This window comes from Pseudomonas sp. FSL R10-0399 (assembly GCF_009600165.1).
In the GTDB taxonomy this organism is placed as follows: domain Bacteria; phylum Pseudomonadota; class Gammaproteobacteria; order Pseudomonadales; family Pseudomonadaceae; genus Aquipseudomonas; species Aquipseudomonas helleri.
The window spans coordinates 1-23,295 of the sequence record NZ_WIWK01000073.1 but is presented as its reverse complement, the minus strand read 5'-3'; the positions used below and the strand labels follow the sequence as shown (position 1 = coordinate 23,295).

The following is a 23,295-nucleotide window of genomic DNA, read 5'->3' as shown; positions in this document are numbered from 1 at the left end:
TCAGTCTCCAGAAAAACTAAACCCCGCTGGGTGCGGGGTTCGTTTTGCCAAGTTGGGTAAGCGGCACGTTCTGAGACTGCCGGGTTGCGACGTCGCCGCCGGGGAGTGGCGGACGGTTATCAACGCGCCGGCCCTCGTTCACCGTGAGCAGGCCCGTGTCGATTTTGGTCTTCATGTAATTGGCTCGTGCCGTCGAGTCACCGCTCAACAATCCGTCGCGGTTGTGCTCGGCGTGGATGCGGCCCAAGTCCGCGGGTTTGATCAGCCAGCGCAAAATGCTGGTTTCCCAGATTTCGAGGTACGGGTCCAGGGTGTGCTGCAGGAAACCGAGATTCTGCTGCTCGATGCCGGAGCCCCAGCTGGTGGATTTTTCGACATCTCCCACCAGGTGCGGCGGCACGCCGAAGAACCGGGCCAGTTCGCTGACCTGAAACTTGCGCGCTGCCATGGTTTCGGCGTCCTGCGGGCTGACGCCGATGGCCTGGGTGGTGAACCCCGCCTCCAGCACCCAAAGACGCTTTTTGACCGGCCCGCCGGAGATCTCCTTGAAGTTCTCCTCAAGCTGATCGCGCTGGGCCTTGTTGAGCGTCTTACCGTCGCCGGTCATCAGGATCTGCGGCGACTTCGCGCCATTGGCATAGAAGTCGCGCTGCTGATCCTCCATCGCCACCGCGACACCGACTGTTTTGGCGCCGAAGGCAATCGGGGAAAGTCCCACCAGCCCGTTAAAGCCAAAGCCCTTGAGGTGGAAAATCTCCGACTGTTTGAAGTCGGCGTATTCACTGTCACGGCGGTAGCGGTACACAACCCGCTTTCCCTCTAGTCGCACGTCCATATTGACCGACATCAGCGGCACCAGACTGATGATGTCGCCCACGCTGTTGCGCTCGATCAGCGCGTAGGCGTTGCCGTAATAGCAAAGCTGCATGGTCATGGCGGCGCGGAAATCGAAGGCGGTCATAAACTGGTTGGGGCTGTAACGCAGCAGGCGTGCCAGCGGGTTATCAAAGCCAACCTTGGATCGGTCCTCGCCCTTGGTTTCAAACACGTCCAAGGGCAGGCAGGCCGTTACGCTGGAGATAAGACGCACGCAGGCGAACACGGTGGAGATTTGCAGCGAGCGTTCATCGTTGACGACTGAGTCGCCTACCACACCAGTCGCGGAGACAGGCCCGGTCTGAGAGCCCTTCTCGGGAGAGACCAGGCGCCCACCAACGAAGAAGCTCGCCATACGCGCCCAGAAAGGACTGCGGGTGCGCAGATCAATGCTGTAGTCGGTGTCTGCCATTACATACTCATTGGTCGATTAAGGAAGTCATCGATGTTTGCCGAAGGCATGGGGTTCAGTGACAGCAACGTCACCGCGTTAAACGTGGCCATCAGCGGGTCGATCTTGGCCGAGCCCGACGCCTGCTTGGTGATCAGGATCGAGTTGCCGCGTGGCTCGACTTTGGCGTTGCCGCAGCACCAGGCCATCATCGGCTGACCGCCGTGAATCAAGGTGCCTTCGGCCAGTTTGCGTTCGGCGGTTTTGATCGCACCGCCCAGCTTCCAGCCCTGGGAAATCCCAATGACCTTTTCCTCGGGCACACCGGCTTCGACCAGGGCATCGAGAATCGCGCCGATACCAGCCGGATCCAGCCCCGCCTTGTCCAGTAATCCAGCTTGCTCAACTCGGGCGACCAGATTCGCTACCTGCTCCACGTCCTGACCGATCTGGTCTACCAACGTCAGGTTTCCGTCTTTGGCAAAGTCATGGAAGTTGGCCGCCACGGACTGGCGACGGGTCAGTACGGATGGGTGGGCCCAGGCGTGAGTCCACAACAACCACTCGCGGGTGGCTCTATGCCTGCCGACAGCCGCAAAGCCCAGCAAGTCATCCAGCCCGCCGCCGTCGATGCCGATATCGATCACTTCACACTGGCGCAGCAGGTCATCGAAGCTCAAGCCCGGACGCTTGCCCTGCACTTCCCAAAAGTCTGCACCGGCCCAGCGTTCGGACAGCAGCGCCAAACCGACTTCGATATTGGCGTGCTTGGCCAGAAAGCCGCGCAGCTCTTCTTCGCCTGCTTCCTGCGCCATCTTGAAGCTGCGCAGCAGGAAGGCTTCGTCCACCGAGAACCCCATGTTCGGGTTAACCAGGTGGAAGTTTTCGACCAGACGGGCTTCGCCGCTTTTGATCATCGCCTGCGGAAACTCGTAAATCACCGGCAGGAACTGGTTGTCATCGATACGCCCGTCGCGCACAGCGCGGGAGTACTTGAGCTTTTCGCGGAACACACCGGCAGGCGGCTCGTTGGACTGCGTGGTCAGCCAGATCACAAAGCCTTCAGGCCGTGACGCCAGACCGCCCGTAGCTTCGCGGATGATGTCCGGAGCCTTGACGTTCTTGCCGAACAGCCAGGCTTCGTCGATCAGCACGCCCACGGCCTTTTTGCCGCCCACCGTGTCGCCATCGGCGGCCACCACCTTGAGTGTGGCGCCGGTTTCGCGGTGGGTGATGGTGCGCAAGTGCGGCTGGACGTGCATCAGGTCGCGCAACTCTTCGTCGTGCTTGACCATATCGGCCGCAGGCTTGAACGAGTTGTCGGCAATTTCCTTGGTCGGGGCCAGGATGATGAACTCGGCCGACATGCGCCAATTGCGGATCAGTGCAGTGAGCATGATCCCGGCGGCAATGGTCGACTTGGAGTTCTTCTTCGGAATACACAGCATGTATTCCGAAATCATCCGGCGCCCGGTGGTGTAATCGTAGGCGCCGAAGATCGCCCCGGCGAAGTCGAACACCCACTCGGCGCAGGACTCGCCAATGGTCGGGCTACCCGGGGCGTCCACGATCTTCAGTTCGCGCAATACGGCCAGACCCGCTTCGGCCTCTTGTGGAAACAGAGGGCGCGGGATAATCGACTGCCCCAGGCGCAGTTTCTGCTCCCAGTCCGGGCAGGCGGTCGTCCATTGCATTTACTTGACCGCCTTCAATGGTGGTGGGCTTGAGCCGAAGCGCCCTGCCCCGGCAACCTTCGCCGCCTTTTCGCGCTCAGTCTTCTTGCCGGTCTCGCCTTTGCGCGGGTGCATAAAGGGCATCAGTGCTTTGGCAGCATCAACCCGCAGCTTTTTTTCCGTTTCGTGATCATTCATGGCTGCCAACAGGAAGGCCTTCGGGTCGGAGTAGGACAAGACCTTGCTCAAATCGAAGCCCGGGCTGTCGTCGGGCTCGGCTGTTTGCGACGCCTCGACAACCGGTTGTTGCGCTGCTGGAGCTTTAACAATTTTGTTAACTTTTTTGTTAAAGGTTGTCCCGGCCATTGCAGCCATGACGTAAGGGTCTTTTGCCAGCCGCGATCCGGCAGCCGATGCGCTGGACGCCGCGTAGCCTGCGGCAATGGCTGCGTCCTTGTTTGAGGCACCGCCCCGCAAAGCGTCGACGAATGCCCGCTTCTTGGGTGTTAAAGCCATTAACAAAAATTCCTGAAAAGGGGAAAAAATGTGCGCGTGCGGGGATGGGTGGTCTAGGAGCAAAAGGCCTCTGGAGTTTTACCCTCCCCCTCCACCAAATGAGAAACATTCTCATTTAACCAAATAAGAATTATTCTTAAGCCCACAAATGCGAATTAATTGCAACAACTTTATTGATAAATATTCTTATTTGGGCGCTTGTGACCTATACGAACAATAAAGATTGACATTGAAAGGCCCTTCAACCTGCTGACTCCTCTCGTTTTTTTTCGATATCGTGGCAAGGTCTGCACAGCGACTGCCAGTTGGTGCGATCCCAAAACAGCGTCATATCGCCACGGTGCGGGATGACGTGGTCGACCACGCTGGCCGCTGTCACCCGGTCATCACGCTCACAGTAGACGCACAGGGGATGGGCATTGAGGTGTACCAGTCGCGCCTGTTGCCATGCGTAACCGTAACCGCGCTGGGTCGAGGTGGCCTTGTCACTGCGCCATGACCCAGGCACTGCGGTTGCGATGCGATTGGCCTGGGGCTGCAGCCGTGTGGCCAGTGTCTTGAGCCGGCTCATGCTGGATGGCGTGGCGCGCCGCTCATGTAGGTCAGAAGCTCTGACTCGGGATCCTGCTCAATCCCTTCTTCCGCCAAGGCTGTGATCAATTGGGTCTGCTTGGTCGCTATCCGTTCGAGGATCGCTGTCTGCCTGATCTGTTCGGCCAGCACCTGACTTAGTAGGCTGGCCAGGGAGTTCTGCTTCTCGCTCATGCCTCAACCCTTGCGTAAGTACGTGACTGCGCCTTCATGTCAGTGATATCCACCACCACAATCTCAGCCTCGGCATTCACCGGCTGGATGATCTCTGGATACACGGTGATGATTGCCTTCCATGAACCGCCCGCCTCAGCCTTCATCTCAACCGAGCGCACGCCGGACAACTCGCTACCGTCACTCAGCATCACCTTCGTGCCCTGAGCTAACTGGACACTGCCTGGGCTCAGGCTCGGCGGGGGTAGGATCGTCACCACGCTTAAAGAGTTCTTTTGCTCGCTCATATGCAATCGCCTTCCACTTGTTGAGTTGTTCGCGCCGGGCGGCGCAACCGGTGCAGGCCATCAGGTGCACCTCTTCCAGTATCGCAACATGTCGCCAAGCTGCAGCAGTTCGTTAATTGCTCGCATGCGCAATGGGCAGGCGGCATTAAGGCACCGCGCGTGGAAATAATTAGCCTTGGCCACAGAGGCCTTGGCGTAACCCACCAACCAATCGGGTGCGCCGGCCTTGATGCAGGCTTTCAGATCACTCGTTGTCTTGCGCAACAGGTCTCGATATCGCATCACAACCTCCTGCCTTCATTCAGACCGCCGTGGCAGCTTGAAGTCAGCGAAGCGATCAGCCAGGTCGGCGATCTTCTTCACACCCAAGAAACCAATCCAGATGCCTGCCGGTGTGGCCAGTGTGGATGGCAACCCGAAGTACTCAAGCACCGCGATCAGGCTGGTGGTGAGCAGCATGCAGATAGTTGCTTCAAGCATCGCCTGACGCCGAGTGCCGCCGCCGTAGATGATCCGCAGCGCGGCCATTACAAAGGACAGCGTGGCGGCATAGATCGTCGGCGAGTGCTGACTCAGCCACGCGAGCGCTATCACCCAGGTGTCTGGCTTATCAGGCATATGAGGCATCCGATGTCCTCCCGGGCAGGGAGCAGAATTGATTCGGCCCCGACAGCACTCCCAGCTTGAGGCGATGGGTGTGGCGGGGCCGAAAACGAAAAAGCCCAGCGCGGTGGCTGGGCTTTGAGAATTGGTTATGTGTTGTTGCGGGCTGTTCAGTATCACCACACGCAAGATCGACATGATGGGGTTAATTTACGATCAAACCGCCATCATGGTCAAGCCGCATCTATAAAGATTTCTTCCCGGTCAAAGATCTCGGTTGCATGGATAACAGCAGCCTCCTCCAACTGCTCAAGGCATTTGGCAATACCGGTCTTCCAGCGGCGCCGCGTGGACTCAGGCTTGCCCTCATTATCCCAGGTGTTCATGTCATAGAACTCAGTTGGTAATACGATCATGTCAGTGGAGCGCTTTATGTATTGGGCACGCCCAACAGCCACATCAATCGTCCGGCCGGAAGCAATCATTTTGCCGATAGCAGCATGCTCAAGATCGTCGCGAAGGCTTCTGCTTACAACCTCTCGCCCTGTACGAGCAGGCACCTGTAGCCCTTTCATCTTGGGTATGGCCCAAGCAGTGACCGCTTTGTAGACGAACAACTGCGGGGCAGGGGATGTAACGCGGCTAATAAGTCGCCCAATTGCCCCGACCTTGTTCGCCTTATGCGTCGAGTACTTCGCCACCAGCACATCCCACTGAGCCGGGGCCAGCTCACGGTGCAGCAGTGCATACAGACAGCAGTCATAGTCGAACTTGTCTCGCACCGAGATGCCGGCGCCCTGCCCGCCTGAGCGCAACTCGGCATCGATCAGTTTCTGCCAGCTCTGCTTGGTGGAGTTATCTATGTTGTCTGCCGCAAGCACACGCACCAGGGTGCCCATTACGTCTTTGTACATACCCATCACTTGATCTCCAACGCTACTGACCGGGTGGACTTCAAAGCCCGCACACCACATCTGGCCAACACCATGTTCTGGCAGGCATGAATAGCGCTGCAGAACTCTTTCTGTTCCATCGGATGTTCGATGGGCAGCTTCAAGTATTCATTCCAAGCATCCCCCAGCATCTGAGCAACCTTGGCTTCTTGATCAGTCAACTCAGCAGCTGCGGTGGCCATTTTTAATCCTCTACTGTGGTTGTTTTCTGAATAGCGCTGCGCGCCACGCCGTTAGCGGCTTCCAGCGCATTACCGGATTCTCCGAATCTAACGCCTGTCTGCCCGTGGATCAGGCTGAAACCCTTTTGGTCTAGATGGGCGTGCCACTTCTCCAGCGCGTCACGCTTGCGACTCATCACATCCGACTGGATGTACACCTTCACGCTGTGACCCATCGCGTGATTGATCAGCAGCTCACCGATCAAGTGGTCGATGCCGAGGTCTGCCCAACCGGTACGGGCCACCTTGCGCAGGTCGTGACTGGTCCACTCACCCTTGCCCAGCCGAGCGAATACAGCACTGGCCTGCCCTTCACTCAACGCCTTGCCATTGCGAGCCGGGAACAGGTACTGGCCGTCATAGCCGCGCGCGGTTTGGGTGTCGCGGTACTGGATCAACAGGGCGCGCACTTGGTCGGTCAGCGGCAGGTGATGCTCCACACCGGTCTTGGTGTGTTCAGCCGGAATGAACCACTCCCGTTCAGCCAGGCTGATGTGCGACCAGCGCGCTTGCCGGGTCTCACCTATACGCGTGCCGTGGCACAGCATCATCAAGGCCAGCATGGCGTCAGCGGGTTCATTCACCATGACCGGGGCCAGCTCGCTCAGCAGATCCTGCAACTGCACGCCGCGCAGCCGGGAGGGCTTAATGCCGCGCTTGGCCTTGGAGAAGTCGCTGAACTTGATGCCCGCCATTGGATTGGACGAGAGCCAGCCCAGCGTTAACGCCTGACGGAATGCCGAGGCCAGCAACTGGAACGCCAGGCGCACGTAATCGATGGAGAGGGTTTCCTGTAGCGGCCACATGAGCAGGTTGTCGAGGTTGGCCTTGTTGATTTCGGCCAGGGGCAGTCCGCCCAAACGCGGCAACAAGTGGCACTTCATGGCCGAGGCCCCGGTGGTCTTTCGCTTGGCCGACAGGTTACGGTCTAGAGCCATGCGACCGGCATACCAGCTCAGCAGCTCGCCTGTGGTGGTCCATTGCGAGATAGTCGAGCCCTGATCGGCAGACACCCGCAGTCGCACGGCCGGCAGTGCGGCAAGTACCTGCTTGGCGCTCAAGTCCGGGAAGGCGCCGATGCGGTGCCAGCGGCGTTTGTTGAGTAGGTACCAGGAGCCACGGGTGCGATTCTTGGAGAAGCGAAAGTGCAGCGCTGGGTGACCAGCATCACGCAGGTCGCGCACATGCTCAAGCTTGGCATTGCGACCAATCTCCGCGTCCGACAGCTTCACGGTCAGGGTTTTGATGTGGGTGTTCGGTGAACGCTTTTCCGTGGCTGACCGGCTCATTCGATAACCACCTTGCGCTCAAGCTCAATCAGGATTTCCAGAAAGTGCTTGGCCTTCTCCAGATCAGCCAGCCCGCCCTTGTCACGCCACCGCGTCACGTACTTGATGACACTGCCCTCAGCGAATGGAATGCCATTGGCATGAATGAATTCGATGGGTTGAATTTTCAGCGACTTGTAGTGCTCGCCGGACACCTGCCTTTCGAGTGCGCTCATCAGAATTTTTCCTTTTGTCGATAGTGGCTGGCCAAGCTAGTGACCTTCTCGGCTTTCGGTGGCGCGACCCAGCCCGCCGCCAGTTGTTCGAATCGACTGTACTGGCCCAGAAAGGCCGTACGAACGGTGCCGGTCTCAATGTCCCGACCCTTGCCGATGATGATTTCTGCTATGCCTTTGGCTTCGCTGTTTTCGTGGTAAACCTCATCCCGATACACAAATAAGATGATGTCGGCGTCTTGCTCGATTGCACCTGACTCCCGAAGATCCGAGCACAATGGGCGCTTGTTCGGGCGCTCTTCGCATTTGCGCGAAAGCTGGCTGAGCAGGATCACCGGGATACCCAGCTCACGAGCCATCAGCTTAGCGCTGCGGGTCATGTGACTGACTTCTTGCTCCCGGCTGAAGGTGCGCGAATCAGAGTCCATCAGTTGCAGGTAATCGATCACGATCAAATCCAGACCGTGGCGTCGCTTATGGCGACGGGCAGCCGAACGAATCCGATTGATCGTCATCGAGGCCCGATCAGAAATGGATAATTTGGAGTGCTTGAGCTTGCCAGCAGCGCTCATCAATTCGGAGCCGTGAGACTGAGGGGCCGTACCGTTCTTGATCAATTGCAGTGGGATACGCCCTTCGGACGCCATAAAGCGATCCATCAGGCCGGTTTGGTTCATCTCCAGACTGAACACCATCGCGCTCTTGCTCTCGCGGATAGCGACATGGGAGGCGATGTTCATTGCCAGGGTGGTTTTACCCATCGCCGGGCGCCCAGCGATAATGATCAACTGCTCAGGCTTGAGCCCTTGCAGCTTGGCGTCCAGATCAGGAATGCCGGTAGATAGGCCGTCGATGCCCTCCCCGCGATCTGCCCGGGCCTGCAAGACCTCGATGTAGTCATCAAGAATGTATTCGGCCATCACCACTTCGGATGTGGCGGACTGGCTGTCGATGGTCTGGGCCTCAGCCTGCACCGCCGCGACCTTGTCCACGGTTGGCTGGTCGCTGTGGGCAATCTCGTTGATGCGATCGCTAAGCGCGATCATGGCCCGGTCTAGGCTGCGCTCACGCACGGTGATGGCGTATGACGCAGCATTGGCGACGCTGGGCGTGTTTCGGGTGATTTCAGCCGCATACCAGGTGGCGTTCTTGGTGCTGGGAAGCTCACCGAGGTAAACGCCCACCGTTACGGCATCGGCCGGCTTGCCTTCGGCGTGCAAGGCCAGAATGCCGCGATACAGGGCTGCGTTGTCTTGGTAGTAAAAATCATCGACAGCCAAGTCTGCACTCAGGATGTCGATCAGCTCAGGGCGCAGGAACATCGCACCCAGCACGCCGTGTTCGGCCTCAACGCTGAAGGGATCACGCATTGTAATTACCCTCCACAACCTTCACGAAGTTGCTCGGGGCGATCAGCCAGTCAAACGTGGCGCGGAATGGCTTGGCGCCGTTGCGGCCTTCCCCCTTCCCCGTCAGAAACTCACTTTCGCCAACCAAGGCGAAGAAATCAGCCCAGAAACCCAGATCCTGATGCACGTCACTTTCGTTCCAGCGAGCACTGATCTTGGATTTCCGATCCTTGGTGAGCATTGCTACCTGTGGCAACCCAGGAAGGGCCTTGTTGAACAGGTCGACGATGGCTTGAGGGTCGCACTTCGGCTTCGAGACTTTCGGCGGATTCTCACCTTCGACAAGAGGTGATGGTTCACTTGATGGTTCTATTACGGTTCTGGAGGCAGCTGCTGCCGGGGTATCCGGCACCTCCTGCCGGGGTGATGGGGCATCTGGTGCCGGGGGGCATTTAGTGCCGGGGGCATATCCTGCCGGGGTTATCGTGTACCAAGTGGATCGACCGTAGCGCTGATTACTGACCAAAACACCGGCCTCTTCAAGCCAGCGCAATGCACCTCGAACAGCGCGTTCTGATAAACAAGTGCGCACACCAATGGTATTGATCGAAGGCCAGCAAACACCCTCGTCGCTTGCGTTGTCTGCAAGGCTGATCAGTACAGACTTTTGGGTTGGGCTCATGCCTTGAAGTGGCCAGCAAGCGCTCATGATGATCGTGCTCATGCAGAAGTCTCCTGCCCAGGTGCAAGCGATGCCTTCAGATGGTTGAGGCATTCCCGGCGAAACAGGATTTTCGACTCGCGGGAATACTGGAAGCGAACAAGTAAAGCGGCGCGCATAGCGGCGGACTGGTGATTGGCGCGAGGTTGCGACGCATTTATGGGGGTATTGCTTGATGCTGGAATGGTGCTCATAATGACTCCGCAAAATGCTGTAAAGCTGTGAAAAAGCCGGTCTAAGCCACCGGCTTTTTTTTGCCTGCGATTTGGCTACTGGATGGATTAACAGCTAATCCAAGGTGCTTACTTCCAACTCAGAACCCACGGATACTGGGTTCATCAATAAGCACTTAAGCGACTTGAAGCTTTGGCTGGGATGGGAATGGGCGAAGTTCGCTGGCTTGAAAAACGCCTTCCGATAGCTCAATCACCCGGATTCGGCGCCCAGCAGCAATAGCTTTGTAAATGGCCGGAGGGGTCACACCCAGAAGCCGTGCGGCCTCGGACTGCCCTTTATCGGCCACGAATTGATCGAGGGAAGTCTCTTTCATGGTCGTGCCTCTGGTGACGATTGGCACGATATTAACCATCTGTTAATTAACTATCAATACCGATGGTTTCTTCTTTGTTTTAACCATTGGTTATAAATTCTTGCCATGACTAAAAAACGCATCCTCCCGCCAGATCGCCTTGCCGAGTGCAAGGCTGCTCACGACCTTTTTCTCGCAAAGAAAAATGAGCTGAAACTGAGTCAGAGAAAGATTGCGGACGCTGCAGGCGTTACCCCGGCAGCGGTGAATTTGTATTTCAAGGGCATCAACCCACTGAACGCACAGTTCGCAGCGATCCTCTCTGAGCAGCTCCAAGAGCCGGTCGAGAAGTTCAGCCCTCGATTGGCATCAGAAATAGAAAAACTCACCAGGGCCGCACCTGACCGCCACCCCCCTACATCCAATGCTGTGATGATTGGCCCGCTGGATGAATGGGACGACGACACTCCGCTCGATGACGACGAGGTATACGTGCCATTCCTCAAGGAAGTGGAATTGTCTGCAGGCCAAGGCCGCAGCTGTGTCCAGCAGTCCCCACGGCAGAAATTACGTTTCGGAAAGTTGACGCTAAGACGCCAAGGTGTTCAGCCTTCTGAGGCTGTTTGTGTAACCGTTCGCGGCAATAGCATGGAGCCGGTTCTTCCAGATGGCAGCACTGTCGGGGTAGACCAAGGGACAACCACGATTAGTGACGGCAAAATGTACGCTCTGGATCACGGAGGTCAATTGCGAGTAAAAACGCTGTATCGCTTGCCTGGGGGCGGCATACGAATGCGGAGCTTCAATCGTGATGAGCATCCCGACGAAGAGTACTCACCAGCCGAAATGCAAGAGCATGAAATCGTAGTACTTGGTCGAGTCTTCTGGTCCTCAGTGCTCTGGTAGAGAGCACCCAAGCCAAATGAAATCCCGCCTCAGAGCGGGATTTTTTTTCGCCCAAAGAAAAATAGTTAACCATCGGTATTGACCTATTAGTTATACCGATGGTTAACTTAGTTCATCGCCGGCACACCGGCAACAAGCCGGAGACTCGCCGGCTACCACGGCCAGGGGGAATCCTGACCCCAGCCCCCTAACGGGGACCGACTGGCTCAGCAATGAGAGCTCTTTAGAAACGGACACTTTCACTGCTGCACCTGGGCAACCGGGTGCATCGGGAAAACAACCGAGTAAACATCATGGAATCGACAATCGTAGACGGTGCATGGAAGGGCCACCTCGGCCGAGGCCTTGCGCCACGGGAACTGCAGTTCGTGCTTTCAGTTGCCCAGGGGCTGACAGCTAAAGAAATCGCCAAGGTGTTCGACATTGCCCCGGGCACCGTGGTCAAGCGACTGGCCTGCGCCATGTACAAGCTCGGCGTTCACCGCCAAGGCGCAATGGTTGCCGAAGCGATGCGCCGACAGATCATTACCCCGCTCTGCTTGATGCTCATCGCGATCATGGCAACTCATGGGTTCGATGATGCCGGAATCTCTCGTCGTGATCGTCGCCCAACTGAGCGCCGAGGCGGCGACCTAAGGTTGGTGCGCCGCGCAGATTCATTTGACCTAGTTGGCTAGAGCCGCCAACCAGGTCATGGAGTAAACGGCGCAAGCGAGTCCGGGGGGGGGAAGATCGCCAGACTTGACGCATTCCGGGAAGCGCCGGACGTCTTGCGCATAAGTGACAGAACAACACGGAGGATTTGCAGCCATGCACAACTAACATACCAGGGCCCGCCAACTTAGCGTGCCCCGGCCTTGCTCTCACGTACGGAGGCGTTGTTGAGAGCGCAACACAGCCCGGTTTCGACTGGGCTTTTTCATGCCTGCTTTTATTCGTCAGCACTCCATCGCGCACTACTGACAATCCGAGTGCTGACGAATAACCGCAACCCTGTCGAGGATCGACCATGCATCAATCTATCTTTCAACGCCGCGCCATTCTTGAAGGGTTGCGCGAGCGAGCGCGTCAGGCTACAGCCGACTTTTACCAAAAGCCCGGCGTCATGCCGCCACCCTTGGCGCCACTGATCGTTGTGAAGCCGAGCGGCAACAATACGTTCGCCCTAATCAATCGCGCTACTGGCGTGGTCGTAGCCGAGCGCTTCGGCCACAACAATGCCACTGCTCATGCTCGTGAGCTGGAGGCAAAAGAAGCGCAGTTCAACGTAAAACAGTTCGGAAAATTCCTGAGCAGTTGGACTTTGCGCTTTGGCATCACGTTGACCGTGTTCGCCTTCTTCGGCAGTCACATTTGAAACGCGCCAACGCATCCGCGCAACGACGCCTTCGCCAGCCCCAACACCACTTGCCGCCAAGCGGACTCCAAGCCAGACCGGAGCAACAGCCATGTCCAAACCTACTGATACCGCGCAGTTTCTCGAAGACCTCAATGGAGGTGCATTCATCAGCCAAATCGGTCACGCCCTCTCAGAAGTAGCTGCAGGGGTAGTCGACCACGGCAAAGCCGGGAAGCTGGTGATTACCCTCGATTTCACCCAGATCGGCGAATCCAGCCAAGTAAAGATCAATCACAAACTGGATTACAAGGTGCCCACCAAGCGTGGTACCCGCAGCGAAAACACCCGCCTCGATACCCCGATGCATGTCGGTACAGGCGGCAGCATCACGATGTTCGCCGAGAAGCACGACCAAATGTTCACCCGGGACGAGGCGCCAATCCCGCGCCGTACTTGATCCCCCGTCGCCCCCTTCCCCATAGAGACCTGAAATATGTCCCTCACAAAAGAAGCAATTCAACTGATCAACGACACCGCGCTGATTGCGACGGCCAAAGCGCTCGATACCGACATGCCAACTGTGGTGCTTCCTGAAGGCGCCAAGGTCATCAATCTGGAAGCCTTCGGCGCATTCCGCAGCCGCTTCCGTGGCACCTTCTCTACAAATTCCCTATTGGACTTCGGCAAGTACGTCGCCGATCGAGCGGTCGTGGATGCCAAGGGTTTCATCAATCAAGACGAGATGACCTGTTCGGTACTGTTCAACCTCGGTACCGAAGAAGCCCCTGGCCATGCCGATGATCGGGCCGTGCTCAAGCTGAAGGCAACGGCCGGTTACCAGGCGGTGCAGGCAATCAGTGTCCGGACCATGTCGCAGAAAGACATGAGCGACTGGATCGAGGACTGGCACAGCACGTTGTCGGCCGTCGGCGAAGGCAACCAGAGCATCAGCCTTGTGAAAGCCATTGCAGCGGTACGTACCATTACGGTGAAGGCATCGTCCGAAAGCGATCACGCCGTCAGCGAGACTCGCGCCAGCCGCAGCGCCATGGATTCCATTGAGGCGACCAGTAAAGAAACGCTACCAACTTCGCTGATCTTCTCGGTTGTACCGTTTGAAGGTCTGCAATTGCGCGAGATAACCCTGCGCATCTCGGTCATCACCAGCGGTGCACAGCCGGCACTAAAACTGCGCTGGGTTGGCGAAGAGGTCCAGCGTGAAGAGATAGCGCAGGAATTCAAGTCGGTGCTTCAGGACAAGATCGGTGATGCCGCGGCCCTGTCCCTGGGCTCGTTCGATCCGAAGTAAGCAACCGCTGTAGATCCTGCTGATGATTCAGCAGGATCCGGGGGACGAGATTATCGGGGCGAGCGAAACGCAGCTAGGCCTTTGAAGGCGCGTTGATCACACGGGTCGCTATTGCAACCAAGACTTTATAACCGTACTCGCTATGTTCCGGATTTATCAATTCTTCGCCAGCAATCGTAAGGATTGCTCCTTTGGAAGAGACGAGGAATCGGCTCAATTCGATGGACTTGCCAGTCACCAGATCTTGAATGCTGAGTGCGGCCTCAACAGTGCCTTCACCTTCCAAGCCGAATGGTGCATATCGAATGCAGAATTTTTTTCCGAGAACTTCACCATCGATTCTGCCGTCCTCTGCCGCGGCGTTAATCGAGATTAAGCCGCCAAGATGCTCTTGAGCAACTGACGACCACAAGTCGGCCAGACTCAGAAGCTTTTGAGTGGCTGAGTTGACATCAAACCTCCTAACACCAATTTTTTTCTTGAAACGATCTTCGTCTGTAGCGAAATCTTTGACATCCATTCTTATAGCTCCGTTGACCCAGCCCTATGCTAGGTCGAATACAAATACCCCACATCAACGAATCACGCCAGCTCAGGCGAGCATCAGGCGAAAGCGGCACAAATCAAAACCAAGGCACCGCCCCGGCCCATTCAGCAAGACGAATTAGTAACTGACTCAATAGCTCGGTCAGGGCGTGGTACATCAGGTCTGCAATAAATCGCTTCATTTGGTAATGCCTCGGCTTTGTTTGAGACATTGAGCCACCGTTCGCCCCGGAACTTCCTCTAGGGCTTTTTCCAGGAATCCGCCACTCAATCGCCCGGGTATAACCCGACACAGTACAACCCCTCCCCCAATTCAAAGTCAGCCGCTATGGCGACAAGGACAGGTATTGCCAAATGAAAAGGACAGTTGTGCTCACCGGCAAGGCGGTCGTGAACTTTCGCAAGGTGATTAAAGACGTTGAAGACTATGACGTCGATGAGCTATAGGCTTTCGTGGATCTGGAGTGATACTCGGCGAGGCCCCCTCCATACCTGAATAATAGAAGGAATACGACTTCGATTTCAAAATCCAGTACGGCATTGACTTCACCAATAGGACGATGGAATTTTGCTGTGTATTTCTTCGCCGGCGTGCCTTTGATGGTCGACACTGCCTACGGATGTTGCAACCAGCTGGGCTCTACAAGGCTCATGGATTCCTGGGCGACTACATCATCAGTCACGGCGCCGATGGCAAGCCCTTCACCAGAACCCAGCAGGTTCATATGTGCGGAAATAGCGTCAGCCCGCCGCCGATGGCTGCATTGGCAAGAGCCAACGATCCTTGGAGAGCCGAAAAACACCAAGCCAAAGCCGCATAACTCTCAAACCTTGCGATTGGAGTAGTCTAATACGTATTAGACAACCAAAGCGTATGCTAACTATTAGCTACCAGTAACGCTATTTAACAAGGCGAAGATATGGCCTTTCTTTCGGACTCAAGAGAAACTCCTTCTTGGCTGCCACAAGTAACTCTTTCAACTTCCCCAGATAAATAGATAACAGCTCCTCAACACCCAGCCCTTTAAGCTCTGCCGGCATATTATCTGGGAGACTATGAAATACCTGCTTAACCTCCCCCATTGATCTTGGAATATTAATGTAATACTTTATCGACTCCCCGCCCCCAAGATCCATTATCCAGCCTGACCCTACAGTCGAATCACCCATAAAAAAAGAACTGGGCTGAAATGGAGGTTTTTCTAATTTAGCCAAATCATTTGAGTTGAAGTTATGGATGGTCGCAGATACCGAAACATCAAGCCGACCTTGCTTTTCAAGATTATTCCTAGCGTCTACGAAATATCTCATCAGCGGATCCGAACGCATCTTTTCTTGGAGAGGTGAGTACCACGCATTAAATCTATCCTCACCTACTATCGACTTAAGGTTTTGGATAATAAAGGTAACTGACCTACCAAATACAAGTACATTCCTTAGTCCTGCGGATCGTTCAGAGGGATCACCACTTTCCAAAATCTTGAGCCCAAAATAAGCAGTATCAAGAACCTGTTCTGCTCTATTGATTGCGAGAGCTGCTGACTCTGTATCCATTTTTGGAAATCCTTTAATAGAACAGACAGCAATACCTGTCGCTTCGATAACCTGGAAGAAAAAACACCCTCATCCTTCAAACTAGGCCGCCACAGCGGCAAGGACGAAGTCATGCCTGAAAATAAATCGATGACCCTATGCATCTATCACGGCAACTGCGCTGATGGCTTCGGTGCAGCATGGGTAGTTCGTAAAGCCCTTGGGTCCAATGTCGAGTTTGTACCTGGTGTCTACGGCCAAGAGCCACCGGATGTAGCTGGAAAAGACGTTGTTCTCGTCGACTTCAGCTACAAGTACGACGTACTGGCGGAGCTCGCGTGGAGAGCGAAAAGCATAATCGTGCTCGACCATCACAAAAGTGCGGCCGAAGACTTGGGGCGCTTTGAGCCATTCCACGCAGGCATTGAAGAAGATACACGTCGCGATGACGGGACCCCACTGCTCGGCTGGAAAACAGCGCACGCCATGGCCAACTCACAAAACGGCCCATCGATCGCCTGCTGTTTCGATATGAACCGAAGCGGAGCAATGCTCGCGTGGGACCACTACTTCCCAGGCCAAGAGCCCCCTCAGTTACTGCGGCACATCGAGGATCGCGACCTTTGGCTGTTCAAGCTTGAAGGAACGCGGGAGATCCAAGCCAACCTGTTCAGCTACCCCTACGACTTTGAAGTATGGGACCAACTTATGGCCGCTGATGTACTCACCCTGGTATCCGATGGGGCCGCAATTGAGCGCAAGCATCACAAGGATGTAGCAGAGTTAGTTGGCGTGACAAAGCGAAGGATGCTGATCGGAGGTTTCGACGTACCTGTCGCATCCCTACCTTACACACTGACCAGCGATGCCGGCCACTTAATGGCCCAGGGCGAACCCTTTGCAGCCTGCTATTGGGATACGCCGACCGGACGAGTGTTCAGCCTGCGCAGCACTGATGAAGGAATGGATGTTTCGGAAATTGCCAACCAGTACGGAGGCGGTGGCCACCGCAACGCTTCAGGGTTCCGCGTGCCATTCGGCCATGTACTGACTCTCTGATCCCATCAACCTTCTGCCGCCCAGCGCGGCGGCATGGAGACACGCCAATGGAAACTGAAATCCTCTCCGAGGAAGAGCTGGCCGACCTTACCGGCTACAAACACCGTGGCTATCAGCGCCAATGGCTCAAGGCTCGCAACTGGGTCTTTATCGAAAGTCGCGGTGGTCGCCCTCTCGTTGGCCGTATGTTCGCCCGCATGAAGCTCGGAATAATTTCGCCAACACTCGCAGCCCAACCCCCACCACCAGCCCCTACCTGGACCCCTGACTTTTCTCGAGTAAGTTGAAATGCGCCCTCGCAAAACCGAAAACCAACACCTACCGCCAAGGATGTATCAGCGCACGCGCCTACGTAAAAACGGGAAAGTGTGGACGGCTTACTATTACCGCGATGCAACGGGCCATGACATTCCGCTGGGCAAGGATATTAACCAGGCCCGTATGAAGTGGGCCGAACTGGAGTCGAAAGAAAAACCTTTAGACCTGCTTGTAATGAGAGGGATATTTGATCGATACGCCAGAGACATCATTCCAAAAAAGGCCCCAAGGACGCAAAAAGACAATGCCGCCGAACTTCGCCAACTGAGAGCAGTATTTGATGATGCGCCTATTGATGCAATATCGCCGTCTATGGTCGCCCAATACCGCGATGCCCGATCAGCCAAGACGCGAGCCAATAGAGAGCTCGCTTTGCTCTCGCATGTATTCAACATTGCCAGGGAGTGGGGGTTAACTCGACAGGAGAATCCGTGCCTCGGTGTTCGCAAGAACAAAGAGAAGCCCAGGGACTATTACGCCAATGACGAAGTGTGGGCAGCGGTTTATGGCTGCGCACCACAAGAAGTTCAGGACGCAATGGACTTGGCCTACCTGACTGGGCAACGCCCGGCAGATGTTTTGGCGATGCGCCGCGACGATATGGCGGGGGATTTTCTGCTGGTACGCCAAGGCAAGACGGGCAAGCGCCTGCGCATTCACTTGAACACCAGTATCGGCCGCAGCAGTCTCGGGCTGTTGCTTGACCAAATCATGCAGCGCAATGCTGCTCACACCTCGCCTTATTTCATTCTCAGCAAAAGCGGTGTGCGGGTGTCCTGGCAAATGATGCGCAACCGCTGGGACGCCACTCGCTTGCTTGCCGCTGACAAGGCAAGAGCATCGGGGTCAGAGGAGGAAGCAAAGCGGATCATGCAATTTCAGTTTCGCGATATCAGGCCAAAGGCTGCGTCGGAAATTGCAGATATTTCGGAGGCGAGCGCGCTTCTTGGGCACTCAAAAGAAGGGATTACGGAACGGGTTTACCGGCGTATCGGAGCCGTCGCCAAGCCCACAAAGTGAAATAGTTATGGAACACCATGCCCAAAGTAATGGAACACTTCACTTTCCTGCGCCCAATAAAAAACCCCGTAGACCTTGATCTACGGGGCTTTCGAATGTGGAGGCCGAAGCCGGAATCGAACCGGCGTGGGCGGATTTGCAATCCGCTGCATAACCATTTTGCTATTCGGCCATTGCGCTTGAAACTTCTGTTTGGAAGTATCAAAAGCAAGGAAATTTGCGATTTGATCGCTACAACTCTTTTCCAACTCTTTGATTCTTCAGCTATTCAGGTAGTTGCCCCGAGCTGATGGCGCGCATTATGTACTAGAAGATCGAAGCTGGCAACCCCCTGAATTCTAATAATTTTTAGTGTCGGGTCTCACCCTGTTGTCGTTGACGAGCCTGCGAGGCTTCGTCTGTAGAATGCGGTATTCGCGCGAAGTCTGTGTGGGTCAGTGCTTCGCAATTCTGCAGTTGATCGTGCTGTCAGGGTTTACGATCGCTGTGCAACCGGACGTAGCCTCGCAGGCTCGTCAACGACTACGGTTTGCAGGAAATTATTGGGGCGGGCGATAAATATGTACTGCTCCCTCTTGCCCCATCGCGCGCATCCTCCCAAGCTATGCGCCACACGATTTAAGACCGTCAGGGAATAAGGGATATTCACATGCGCATTTTAGTCACCGGCGGTGCCGGCTTTATTGGTTCGGCTCTGATCCGTCACTTGATTAAAGACACCTCCCACGAAGTGCTCAACGTCGACAAGTTGACCTACGCCGGCAATCTGGAATCACTGCAAAGCATCGCTACGGACACCCGTTACGAGTTCGTTCAGGCTGACATCGTTGATCAGGCAGCGATGAGCGCAGTTATTGAGCGCTTTCAGCCGCAGGCGATCATGCACTTGGCGGCCGAGTCGCACGTTGATCGCTCCATCGATGGCCCGTCGGACTTTATCCAGACCAACATTGTCGGCACTTACAGCCTGCTTGAGGCCACTCGTGCTTATTGGTCGACGCTTGAAGAGCCTGCAAAAAGCGCCTTCCGCTTCCACCACATTTCGACCGACGAAGTGTATGGCGACTTGCATGGCGTAGATGATCTGTTCACCGAAACCACGCCGTACGCGCCAAGCTCGCCGTATTCGGCCAGCAAAGCGGCGTCTGATCACTTGGTGCGCGCCTGGAACCGCACTTACGGTTTACCGGTACTGGTAACTAACTGCTCGAACAACTATGGGCCGTTCCACTTCCCGGAAAAACTGATCCCGCTGGTCATTCTCAATGCGTTGGCCGGTAAACCGCTGCCTGTATACGGCAATGGCCTGCAAGTGCGCGACTGGCTGTTTGTAGAGGACCACGCCCGCGCCCTGCTCAAGGTGGTGACGGACGGTGTGGTCGGCGAGACGTACAACATCGGCGGCCATAACGAGCAAAAGAACATCGACGTGGTGCGCGGCATCTGTGCCTTGCTCGAAGAGTTGGCACCTGAGCGCCCGGCCGGTGTCGCGCAGTTCGCAGACTTGATTACCTTTGTTCAAGACCGTCCTGGCCATGACCAGCGTTATGCCATCGACGCCAGCAAAATCGAACGCGAGCTGGGCTGGGTGCCCGCAGAAACCTTTGAAACCGGCCTGCGCAAAACCGTGCAGTGGTACCTGGACAACCTGGAGTGGTGCAAACGCGTTCAGGACGGCAGCTACCAGGGCCAGCGTCTGGGCTTCACTGACGCTAAGGACCTGATTGCATGAGCCGCACCGTCACGCCTTTAAAAATTCTTATCAGCGGCAAGACCGGCCAGGTGGCCGTTGAGCTGCAAAAGCAACTTGCCGATGTGGCCGAGTTGATTGTGCTGGGCCGTGATGAGCTGGATTTGAGCCAGCCCGAGCAGATCCGCGCACAAGTTCGCGCTCATCGCCCGGATCTGATCATTAACGCCGGTGCACACACGGCGGTGGATCTGGCAGAAAGCGAGCCCGACTTGGCGTTGGCCATCAATGGCACCGCGCCGGGCGTTTTTGCTGAAGAAGCCAGGGCGCTGGGTATCCCACTGATCCACTACTCTACCGACTACGTGTTCGATGGCAGCAAGCCCGGGCCTTATACCGAAGACGATCCAACCGGCCCGCTGGGCGTCTACGGCAAAAGCAAATTGGCGGGTGAGCAAGCGATCACTGCAGTGGGCGGGCAGCATTTGATCCTGCGCACCAGTTGGGTGTACTCCACCCACGGCAAGAACTTCCTGCTGACCATGCAGCGTTTACTCCCGGAAAAAACCGAGCTGCGCGTGGTGGCTGACCAGATTGGCGCACCGACCTGGGCCGGCACCATTGCCAGGAGCACGCGCGCGTTGATCGAGCGCTGGCAAGCGGGCCAGGCCGGCGCATGGGGGGTGTACCACCTGACAGCAGCCGGTGAAACCTCCTGGTTTGGTTTTACCCAAGCCATTGCCGAGCACCTGATGGCCCAGGGCAAATCGTGCGCCACCCTTGAGCCGATTCCGGCCAGCGCCTACCCAACCCCCGCTGCCCGCCCGCAAAACTCGCGTCTGGATTGCAGCCGCCTGGCGCGTGAATGGCAGGTCAGCCAGCCAGACTGGCGCGTCGCGCTCGATGAGTGCGTGACCGAACAGCGCTAAAACGGGTTCAGGCTATTTCAGCATGCCGTGGGAGCGGGCTTGCTCGCGATTGCATCGACAGGGTGAAACATCCATACCGAGTCGTCTGTATCGCGAGCAAGCCCGCTCCCACGGGTCTTTGATTCGCCACAAAACTTGCTCGCGATCTTTTGATCTTTCCGTACCTCCCGCGTATTACACCCCGCCCAGCCCCGCACCTACAGTGAACGCCCGTAAAAGTAGGAGGTAATCCAAATTCCTACCGCCAATAGGTTTTATGCCTGCGCGAGAGAGGGACTTAGCTGACTTTAATCCTAGGGGTGCTCACGTACAGTCTCGCCGCCGTTAACGAACGGACTGACAAATCTCTTGGAGCTTTACGATGAAAAAAATATGGATGCCTGTCGCATTAGTGGCAGCAGTTCTGGCCACCAGCGGTTGCATGAGCCACAACGTGAGCCAGCCAAACGCTCCAATCGCGGGTACTGTCACTGCTGACCTGAAAGCTAACATTGAAGTGGGCGGCGAGATCACCGGTCAATCGTCTTCGGACATTCTGTTCGGCGTGCTGAAAATCAGCGGCGACAGTGAATTCGCAGACGGCGTGACCTATGGCGGCCCTGCTCCTGCTTTCAGCCTGCCAGACCCAGTGTCTGCCACTAAAGCAGCTGCTGCTTACAAAGCAGTCAAGAGCTCGGGTTCGGATTTGATCGTCGCACCTCGTTACGCAGTGTCGGTTGAAGACTACTTCATCTTCAAGAAGGTGAACGTGACGGTTACGGGCAACAAAGGCACCATCAAAAACATCCGCTAAGCGGTGTGTTGCGTCAGGTCTGCTGTGCTGCCAACGTCGCTCGGGCTGATTCCCCCAGTCAGCACATACCCTGTTCAAGCCAATTGACCTAATGATTGGCCTGGACCGCGAGCGAACGGTGTGCGGCAGCCTGGCTCGGCGGGACATTTGTCCCGCCACCTTTCTCAAATAACCACGTTGCGGATAAAACGAACCACTTCATCGCCGTCATTGCGGTAGGAGTGCGGTTTATTGCTGGCGTACATGTAGAACTCCCCTGCGCCGAACGTGAACGACTGCTCGTCAATGACCAGCGTCAAGCGCCCTTCAAATACGTATAACTGCTCGCTCCAGCCATCGGCATCAGCCTGCGAGTGGTATTCGTCGCCCGGCACCAGGGTCCATTCCCATAGCTCAACCTCTTTACAGGCCACCGCCTTGGCCAATAACACCGCCTTGCTCGCGGTGCTGTTGCCGGCCCACGCCAGTTCGTTGATGCGACTGGGGTCAACAGAACCCGGCGCCTGAATCAAATCACTGAACGCCACGTTCAACGCCTCTGCTACCCGATCAAGGGTGCTGAGGCTGACGTTTTTCTCGCCTGCCTCTATCGCAACCAGCATCCGGCGGCTGACACCCGACAAATCAGACAGGGCACTTTGGCTAAGGTGAGCGAGCAGCCTCAATCGCCGAACGTTCTGACTGACGTGCTGCAATACCGAAGTACGTTGCATGAAACCTCTCTGTGACGGATCAGAATGGGGAATTTCGTTGGGCACTATATTGCTCACTCTATGGGGGTGCGCAGTATACTGCTCAGCTTTGACGCAATGTGCGTCTCTCATCTTGTGGCGTGCAAGGTTATGTCAACGTTGAAAACTTCCAGGCTCGGGTCGATAACGGCTCGTTTCAGTAAAGCAGAATGTGTACTGATCCTGATCACCATGGTCTGGGGCGGCACCTTTTTGTTGGTACAGCATGCATTGACGTCCAGCGGCCCGATGTTTTTTGTCGGCCTGCGCTTTGCTGCCGCGGCGACGATCGTGGCGCTGTTTTCCTGGCGAAGCTTGCGCGGTTTCACACGACTTGAGCTTAAAGCCGGGTTTTTCATTGGTACGGCAATCATGTTCGGTTACGGCTTGCAAACCGTAGGCCTGCAAACCATTCCCAGCAGTCAGTCAGCCTTTATCACCGCTCTTTACGTGCCTTTCGTGCCGCTGCTGCAGTGGCTGGTACTGGGCCGCAGACCCGGCCTGATGCCGAGTATCGGTATCGTGATGGCGTTTACCGGCTTGATGCTGCTGTCCGGGCCCAATGGTGCAGCACTGAACTTCAGCCAGGGCGAAATCGTGACCCTGATCAGTGCTATCGCCATCGCCGCCGAAATAATCCTGATCAGCGCTTATGCCGCCTGAATTCATAGAATAAGCGCAACGCTTGAAACGAGAGGCAGAGAGCCAGCCACCGGTAGAATCCAGGCTCTCAC

The 23,295-nt window shown here is 56.1% G+C and carries 30 protein-coding genes, 1 tRNA gene and 2 pseudogenes; 13 read left to right on the top strand and 20 right to left on the bottom strand.

Annotated features, from left to right (window positions below):
• Positions 1-16: 16 nt before the first annotated feature.
• The 16 genes from GHO41_RS19270 to GHO41_RS19195 form a co-directional block, all read right to left on the bottom strand.
• A complete protein-coding gene (locus GHO41_RS19270) occupies positions 17-1,288 on the bottom strand; it encodes a phage portal protein (protein ID WP_153434370.1) in 1,272 nt (423 codons plus the stop codon).
• The gene (locus tag GHO41_RS19265; RefSeq protein ID WP_153434369.1) at positions 1,288-2,961 is read right to left on the bottom strand and encodes a terminase large subunit; all 1,674 of its coding nucleotides are present in this window, start codon (positions 2,959-2,961) and stop codon (positions 1,288-1,290) included. The genes GHO41_RS19270 and GHO41_RS19265 overlap by 1 nt, the downstream gene beginning before the upstream one ends.
• Positions 2,962-3,456 (bottom strand): terminase small subunit, encoded by a 495-nt coding sequence (locus tag GHO41_RS19260; protein WP_153434368.1) that lies wholly within the window; start codon positions 3,454-3,456, stop codon positions 2,962-2,964. It abuts the gene before it with no gap.
• 241 nt (positions 3,457-3,697) lie between these two features.
• Positions 3,698-4,027 (bottom strand): HNH endonuclease, encoded by a 330-nt coding sequence (locus tag GHO41_RS19255; RefSeq protein WP_153434367.1) that lies wholly within the window; start codon positions 4,025-4,027, stop codon positions 3,698-3,700.
• Complete coding sequence (locus GHO41_RS19250; RefSeq protein WP_153434366.1) at positions 4,024-4,221, bottom strand: hypothetical protein; 198 nt, start codon at positions 4,219-4,221, stop codon at positions 4,024-4,026. Before GHO41_RS19250 ends, GHO41_RS19255 begins: the two co-directional genes overlap by 4 nt.
• Positions 4,218-4,508, bottom strand: coding sequence for a hypothetical protein (locus GHO41_RS19245; protein WP_153434365.1), 291 nt, complete (start codon positions 4,506-4,508; stop codon positions 4,218-4,220). The genes GHO41_RS19250 and GHO41_RS19245 overlap by 4 nt, the downstream gene beginning before the upstream one ends.
• A 60-nt stretch (positions 4,509-4,568) precedes the next feature.
• A complete protein-coding gene (locus tag GHO41_RS19240) occupies positions 4,569-4,790 on the bottom strand; it encodes a hypothetical protein (protein ID WP_153434364.1) in 222 nt (73 codons plus the stop codon).
• A 15-nt stretch (positions 4,791-4,805) separates the two neighbouring features.
• Complete coding sequence (locus tag GHO41_RS19235) at positions 4,806-5,135, bottom strand: phage holin, lambda family (protein ID WP_153434363.1); 330 nt, start codon at positions 5,133-5,135, stop codon at positions 4,806-4,808.
• 209 nt (positions 5,136-5,344) lie between these two features.
• Positions 5,345-6,031, bottom strand: a complete 687-nt coding sequence (locus GHO41_RS19230) for a hypothetical protein (RefSeq protein WP_153434362.1) — start codon at positions 6,029-6,031, stop codon at positions 5,345-5,347.
• Positions 6,031-6,246, bottom strand: coding sequence for a hypothetical protein (locus GHO41_RS19225; protein ID WP_153434361.1), 216 nt, complete (start codon positions 6,244-6,246; stop codon positions 6,031-6,033). The genes GHO41_RS19230 and GHO41_RS19225 overlap by 1 nt, the downstream gene beginning before the upstream one ends.
• Before the next feature lie 2 nt (positions 6,247-6,248).
• Positions 6,249-7,574, bottom strand: coding sequence for a site-specific integrase (locus GHO41_RS19220; protein WP_153434360.1), 1,326 nt, complete (start codon positions 7,572-7,574; stop codon positions 6,249-6,251).
• Entirely contained in the window at positions 7,571-7,789 is a 219-nt protein-coding gene (locus tag GHO41_RS19215) for a DUF3310 domain-containing protein (RefSeq protein WP_046810649.1), read from the bottom strand. Before GHO41_RS19215 ends, GHO41_RS19220 begins: the two co-directional genes overlap by 4 nt.
• On the bottom strand, positions 7,789-9,159 hold the full coding sequence (dnaB, locus tag GHO41_RS19210) for a replicative DNA helicase (protein WP_153434359.1): 1,371 nt from the start codon (positions 9,157-9,159) through the stop codon (positions 7,789-7,791). The genes GHO41_RS19215 and dnaB overlap by 1 nt, the downstream gene beginning before the upstream one ends.
• On the bottom strand, positions 9,152-9,862 hold the full coding sequence (locus GHO41_RS19205) for a helix-turn-helix domain-containing protein (RefSeq protein WP_153434358.1): 711 nt from the start codon (positions 9,860-9,862) through the stop codon (positions 9,152-9,154). The genes dnaB and GHO41_RS19205 overlap by 8 nt, the downstream gene beginning before the upstream one ends.
• Positions 9,859-10,053 (bottom strand): hypothetical protein, encoded by a 195-nt coding sequence (locus tag GHO41_RS19200; RefSeq protein WP_153434357.1) that lies wholly within the window; start codon positions 10,051-10,053, stop codon positions 9,859-9,861. Before GHO41_RS19200 ends, GHO41_RS19205 begins: the two co-directional genes overlap by 4 nt.
• A 155-nt stretch (positions 10,054-10,208) precedes the next feature.
• Entirely contained in the window at positions 10,209-10,409 is a 201-nt protein-coding gene (locus tag GHO41_RS19195; RefSeq protein ID WP_153434356.1) for a Cro/CI family transcriptional regulator, read from the bottom strand.
• A 105-nt stretch (positions 10,410-10,514) separates the two neighbouring features.
• On the opposite strand from GHO41_RS19195, the gene GHO41_RS19190 reads away from it, so the two are divergent.
• From GHO41_RS19190 to GHO41_RS19170, 5 genes are all read left to right on the top strand, one after another.
• The gene (locus GHO41_RS19190) at positions 10,515-11,294 is read left to right on the top strand and encodes a S24 family peptidase (RefSeq protein WP_153434355.1); all 780 of its coding nucleotides are present in this window, start codon (positions 10,515-10,517) and stop codon (positions 11,292-11,294) included.
• 293 nt (positions 11,295-11,587) lie between these two features.
• Complete coding sequence (locus GHO41_RS19185) at positions 11,588-11,971, top strand: LuxR C-terminal-related transcriptional regulator (RefSeq protein WP_153434354.1); 384 nt, start codon at positions 11,588-11,590, stop codon at positions 11,969-11,971.
• A gap of 332 nt (positions 11,972-12,303) precedes the next feature.
• Positions 12,304-12,651, top strand: a complete 348-nt coding sequence (locus GHO41_RS19180) for a hypothetical protein (RefSeq protein ID WP_153434353.1) — start codon at positions 12,304-12,306, stop codon at positions 12,649-12,651.
• 91 nt (positions 12,652-12,742) lie between these two features.
• Positions 12,743-13,090 carry a hypothetical protein gene (locus GHO41_RS19175; RefSeq protein WP_153379241.1) on the top strand — a complete coding sequence of 116 codons (348 nt, stop codon included), beginning with the start codon at positions 12,743-12,745 and terminating at the stop codon, positions 13,088-13,090.
• Between the two features lie 36 nt (positions 13,091-13,126).
• Positions 13,127-13,942, top strand: a complete 816-nt coding sequence (locus GHO41_RS19170) for a YfdQ family protein (protein ID WP_153434352.1) — start codon at positions 13,127-13,129, stop codon at positions 13,940-13,942.
• 73 nt (positions 13,943-14,015) lie between these two features.
• On the opposite strand, the gene GHO41_RS19165 is transcribed toward GHO41_RS19170, so the two are convergent.
• Positions 14,016-14,462, bottom strand: a complete 447-nt coding sequence (locus GHO41_RS19165) for a hypothetical protein (RefSeq protein WP_153434351.1) — start codon at positions 14,460-14,462, stop codon at positions 14,016-14,018.
• 637 nt (positions 14,463-15,099) lie between these two features.
• Here GHO41_RS19165 and GHO41_RS30405 point away from each other — a divergent pair.
• Positions 15,100-15,309 (top strand): annotated as a pseudogene (locus GHO41_RS30405) (DNA cytosine methyltransferase); the annotation flags it as partial.
• A 79-nt stretch (positions 15,310-15,388) separates the two neighbouring features.
• On the opposite strand, the gene GHO41_RS19155 reads toward GHO41_RS30405, so the two are convergent.
• Positions 15,389-16,042 (bottom strand): hypothetical protein, encoded by a 654-nt coding sequence (locus tag GHO41_RS19155; RefSeq protein ID WP_153434350.1) that lies wholly within the window; start codon positions 16,040-16,042, stop codon positions 15,389-15,391.
• 111 nt (positions 16,043-16,153) lie between these two features.
• Between GHO41_RS19155 and GHO41_RS19150 the strand changes: the two genes are divergently transcribed.
• Genes GHO41_RS19150 through GHO41_RS19140 form a run of 3 tightly spaced genes read left to right on the top strand, consistent with a single transcriptional unit; the run spans position 16,154 to position 18,418 of the window.
• Entirely contained in the window at positions 16,154-17,080 is a 927-nt protein-coding gene (locus tag GHO41_RS19150; protein ID WP_256678801.1) for a phosphohydrolase, read from the top strand.
• A gap of 47 nt (positions 17,081-17,127) precedes the next feature.
• Positions 17,128-17,367, top strand: a complete 240-nt coding sequence (locus GHO41_RS19145) for a DUF4224 domain-containing protein (RefSeq protein ID WP_048358255.1) — start codon at positions 17,128-17,130, stop codon at positions 17,365-17,367.
• Position 17,368: 1 nt separating this feature from the next.
• Complete coding sequence (locus tag GHO41_RS19140; RefSeq protein ID WP_095025741.1) at positions 17,369-18,418, top strand: tyrosine-type recombinase/integrase; 1,050 nt, start codon at positions 17,369-17,371, stop codon at positions 18,416-18,418.
• Positions 18,419-18,516: 98 nt separating this feature from the next.
• Here GHO41_RS19140 and GHO41_RS19135 read toward each other — a convergent pair.
• Positions 18,517-18,590 (bottom strand) — tRNA-Cys (locus GHO41_RS19135).
• A 477-nt stretch (positions 18,591-19,067) separates the two neighbouring features.
• Between GHO41_RS19135 and rfbB the strand changes: the two genes are divergently transcribed.
• The 3 genes from rfbB to GHO41_RS19120 all read left to right on the top strand — a co-directional run bounded on the left by rfbB (position 19,068) and on the right by GHO41_RS19120 (position 21,830).
• On the top strand, positions 19,068-20,150 hold the full coding sequence (gene rfbB, locus GHO41_RS19130; RefSeq protein ID WP_153336400.1) for a dTDP-glucose 4,6-dehydratase: 1,083 nt from the start codon (positions 19,068-19,070) through the stop codon (positions 20,148-20,150).
• Positions 20,147-21,037 (top strand): dTDP-4-dehydrorhamnose reductase, encoded by an 891-nt coding sequence (rfbD, locus tag GHO41_RS19125; protein ID WP_153434349.1) that lies wholly within the window; start codon positions 20,147-20,149, stop codon positions 21,035-21,037. The genes rfbB and rfbD overlap by 4 nt, the downstream gene beginning before the upstream one ends.
• 361 nt (positions 21,038-21,398) lie before the next feature.
• A complete protein-coding gene (locus tag GHO41_RS19120) occupies positions 21,399-21,830 on the top strand; it encodes a hypothetical protein (RefSeq protein WP_123748734.1) in 432 nt (143 codons plus the stop codon).
• 164 nt (positions 21,831-21,994) lie between these two features.
• Here the strand turns inward: GHO41_RS19120 and GHO41_RS19115 are convergent, their stop codons facing one another.
• The gene (locus GHO41_RS19115) at positions 21,995-22,543 is read right to left on the bottom strand and encodes a helix-turn-helix domain-containing protein (RefSeq protein WP_048369052.1); all 549 of its coding nucleotides are present in this window, start codon (positions 22,541-22,543) and stop codon (positions 21,995-21,997) included.
• Positions 22,544-22,603: 60 nt separating this feature from the next.
• On the opposite strand from GHO41_RS19115, the pseudogene GHO41_RS19110 reads away from it, so the two are divergent.
• Positions 22,604-23,218: pseudogene (locus tag GHO41_RS19110) on the top strand (DMT family transporter); the annotation flags it as partial.
• Positions 23,219-23,295: the final 77 nt, after the last annotated feature.